The sequence below is a fragment of the Allomesorhizobium camelthorni genome (genome assembly GCF_011045125.1).
GTDB classification, from domain to species: Bacteria; Pseudomonadota; Alphaproteobacteria; order Rhizobiales; family Rhizobiaceae; genus Allomesorhizobium; species Allomesorhizobium camelthorni.
The window spans coordinates 1-3,469 of sequence record NZ_JAAKZF010000195.1; the positions used below are offsets into that span (position 1 = coordinate 1).

4 protein-coding genes and 1 pseudogene are annotated in these 3,469 nt (G+C 60.7%); 2 read left to right on the plus strand and 3 right to left on the minus strand.

From position 1 onward, the window contains the following. The 3 genes from G6N73_RS35015 to G6N73_RS35025 all read right to left on the minus strand — a co-directional run. The coding region (locus G6N73_RS35015; protein WP_165034442.1) for a LysR family transcriptional regulator at window positions 1–141 on the minus strand (141 nt) is incomplete at its 3' end. Between the two features lie 752 nt (window positions 142–893). Beyond that, the gene (locus G6N73_RS35020; RefSeq protein WP_165034443.1) at window positions 894–1,358 is read right to left on the minus strand and encodes a nuclear transport factor 2 family protein; all 465 of its coding nucleotides are present in this window, start codon (window positions 1,356–1,358) and stop codon (window positions 894–896) included. Between the two features lie 112 nt (window positions 1,359–1,470). Then, window positions 1,471–1,611: a hypothetical protein gene (locus tag G6N73_RS35025; protein ID WP_165034444.1), complete on the minus strand. Its 141-nt coding sequence runs from the start codon at window positions 1,609–1,611 to the stop codon at window positions 1,471–1,473. A gap of 52 nt (window positions 1,612–1,663) precedes the next feature. Here G6N73_RS35025 and G6N73_RS35030 point away from each other — a divergent pair. Together G6N73_RS35030 and G6N73_RS35035 are read left to right on the plus strand one after the other, a co-directional pair. After that, window positions 1,664–2,103, plus strand: a pseudogene (locus tag G6N73_RS35030) (transposase); the annotation flags it as partial. A 622-nt stretch (window positions 2,104–2,725) separates the two neighbouring features. Next, window positions 2,726–3,469, plus strand: a 744-nt coding sequence (locus G6N73_RS35035) for a reverse transcriptase domain-containing protein (RefSeq protein ID WP_246252820.1), incomplete at its 3' end; no start/stop codon positions are given.

Consider the following 3,469-nt stretch of genomic DNA (forward strand, 5'->3'; position numbering starts at 1 on the left):
GAGCTGACCCCCAAGTTCCTGCTCCAGCTTTTGCACGTCCTTGGTCAGTGCCGGTTGCGTGACGTTGCACATCTCCGCAGCACGCGTGAAATTCAGCGTGCTCGCAACAGCTAGAAAGTACCGAACTTGATGGAGTTCCATGGATGTTCACCGTGAGTTGTTGCCGGCGCTACCGCGTCGTGTGATGCCGATGCGGCATCACACGGCTCGCTGAGGCGCTATATCCTAAAGCCACGATGCCACTGGCGCTGCCCCGACAAAACCCGCGTCGGACATCCCTGGACGGGCGGAAACGCATTCTGGAATCCAGACCCGTTGCGGCCTCTCCGAACACCCGGCCCAAAAACTGTCATCGCCACAGCGGCGCCCGTTATCCCGAGAAATGCGCGTTGGTTGATCTCAAGTTAGCAATTCCTGTTCGTGGTGCTCATTGCCATTCATCTCACCTGGTATCGGGGACTGCGCACCCATCGGCATGGTGCTGCAAGTGCGGCTGCGTGCGTCAATCGCGGTCTGCCCATTCCTGTTACGCATGATGTTCTCTCGCTCCGAGGGTGGTGAGCTAGTGATTTTATGAACAAGCTTCGCGCAGTAGTCGTGGGGGAGACGAGTTTATTGTCGCAAGTTTGTGTAAATCCCCGCTGCGGGGCCGCTCGCCGGGATGAAGTTGCGCACTACCGCTGGCGTGCGACGGCCGCAGATCGCGGCACGGGGCAGCGGGTTACGCCGGGCGAGCCCTGCTTTTCATATCTGGCAGCGAAGGCACAAGATGGTCAGCTGACGAACCTGGTCGCCAGGAAGGTGAGTGGGAAAGCCAGTGCCGGGCCGATGTCGACATCCGCACTGTGCCGTTACCGGATTTATGCTGTCGAGCAGCGGAAGTGGCGGGCTCCTTAGAGATCGAAATCGCTAAGCCCGGGGTGATCGTCGGGCCTGCGGCCCAGCGGCCATAAGAACATCCGATCGCTCGCTGTGATCGCATGCTCGTTGGTGCTGACGATGCGCTGCCGCATCAGGCCATCCGGATCGAACTCCCAGTTTTCGTTTCCATAGGCCCTGAACCAATTGTCACCGTCATCGTGGAATTCGTACGCAAACCGCACTGCCATCCGGTTGGCGGTGAAGGCCCAAAGTTCCGTGATTAGCCGATAGTCAAGTTCTTTTACCCACTTGCGTGCGAGAAACGACTCAATGGCTCCCCATCCCGCCAGATATTCAACGCGTTCTCGCCAGATGCTGTCGATTGTGTTGCCACGTGCCACTCGAGCCGGGTCACGGCTATTCCAGACATCTTCGATGATTCGCACCTTTTCTATTGCGGTGTCCTGTGTGAAGGGCGGCAATGGGGCACCTGACATGGCGATCGCTCCCGCGAATGATGAGGCTTCGTTCCGCAGACTAAAGCAACACCGAACAGGAGCTGAATTTATTGGTGTAAAGAAGTGAAAATGTTCACAGCCGCAGCGGCGACTACCCCCTATGTCCTGCAAACAAGTAGCTGTTTTCATTGGCGCTGCGGTCGCGTCCCATGAGGTGTAGCTCGGCGGTGACGAAGCCGCTCGGGAGCGCGGCTTCGACGGCGCCGTAGCGAGCGGCAATAGCAGCGGTCATCGATGTTCCCCGGTAGGGTCGGGTTGCTGAATACCAACTTGATCGCACGCTTGTGGAGAAGACCCCTGACGCCGATATCCTGCGCGAGATGATCGGCTTTGCTGCGGAGCGGCTGATGGAGATGGGCGCGGCCACCGGCGCGGCCCATGGCGAGAAGAGCCCGCTGCGGCTTGTCCAGCGCAATGGCTATCGCGACCGCGATTGGGCGACGCGGGCCGGCACGGTCGAACTGCGCATTCCGAAGCTCAGGAAGGGGTCCTATTTCCCCTCTTGGAGCCGCGGCGCATGGCCGAGAAGGCGCTGACGGCTGTTATTCAAGGGGCCTATATCCAAGGCATCTCGATGCGCTCGGTCGACGACCTAGTCAAGGCCATGGGCATGAGCGGCGTGTCCAAGAGCCAGGTGTCGCGGCTGTGCGAGGAGATCGACGGCAAGGTGAAGGCCTTCCTCGACCGGCCGATCGAGGGCGACTGGCCGTATCTGTGGATCGACGGTGCGCCGTGAAGGCGCGGGAGGTGAACATGATTTAGCGATCATCTCTCAAGCTTGCTGATTTCCGACCGGCGGCTGCAATGCCGCCCTGACCGCAGGAGCAGCGGATGGAAGGGGGTCAAGAAGCTCAACCGGGCGTCGCCGGTTGGGTGGCATAAGCAGATTGGCCTTAACTGTACCGGATGCGGGCCATTGACTGCAGGCCGGGCTACCGCAGTGCCTATGGCGAGACAACGAAGTGAGCGACGGAAGCCTCGTAACACAGATACTGCCTCTGAATCGCGCAATGGCGTGGAGGCACCGACAGCGATCAGATGCGGTAAGGCTCGTCTATCCTTACTGCTGGGCGCAGCGACTGCGTCCGGGACGGGAGCCGCTCCTTCGACCCATTCACCGTATCGCGCGGGGTAGAGCTCACCGCCTAAGGGCACCAAGGTTGGAGATCAGAACACGGGAACTTGGATCGTCTGCCCAGCACGGAACTGGGCTCGCCGCGACGGCCGGAGATGGACGACACCAAGGGCGGAGCTTCCGTAGTAGTCGGAGTGCGGGAAAGCCGCGCACAAGGCGAAGGGAAGCAGGAAGACGGTAGACTTGTACGACGGAGGAGTGATCTGTGGACATGGATCACTGGGCCGACGAGGCCTGGGTACTCGGCGTTCAACGCAACCTCTATCAGTGGAATAAGGCAAATCCCGAAGACGCGTGGCGAGACATGTGGGGTTGGGTTACCGACCTGCGTATGCTGCGTCATGCCTGGCAACGCGTAGCCTCCAACCGGGGCGGACGCACAGCCGGGATCGACGGGATGACCGTGGGGCGCATCCGGCAGAAGGGTGAGCATCGCTTCCTCGAACGGCTTCAGGCAGAATTGCGCTCTGGCGCATATCGGCCCAGCCCTGCGCGGCGCAAGCTCATCCCCAAGGCCAGTAAACCAGGGCAATTCCGACCCTTGGGCATTCCCACGATCAAGGATCGCGTCGTCCAAGGCGCGGTCAAGACACTTCTGGAGCCAATCTTTGAGGCGCAGTTCTGGCATGTCTCCTACGGGTTCAGGCCCGGACGGAGCACGCATGGCGCCTTGGAGTATATCCGTCGAGCTGCCCTGCCGCAGAAGCGCGACAAGGACAGGCGGCGGAGCCGGATGCCGTACCCTTGGGTTATTGAGGGGGACATTAAGGGCTGCTTCGACAACATCAACCATCACCATCTGATGGACCGGCTACGCCAGCGCATAGCCGACCGGCGGGTGACGCGGTTGGTCGGGCAGTTCCTGAAGGCCGGTGTTCTATCGGAGGAACAGCTCCTTCGCACCGAGGCCGGAACCCCTCAAGGCGGGATCATCTCGCCACTGCTCGCCAATATC

What these genes read in the sequence shown, in the direction of transcription:
- G6N73_RS35020 (WP_165034443.1), bottom strand. Translation starts at nt 1,358, where the DNA reads ATGTCAGGTGCCCCATTGCCGCCCTTCACACAGGACACCGCAATAGAA.
- G6N73_RS35025 (WP_165034444.1), bottom strand. Translation starts at nt 1,611, where the DNA reads ATGACCGCTGCTATTGCCGCTCGCTACGGCGCCGTCGAAGCCGCGCTC.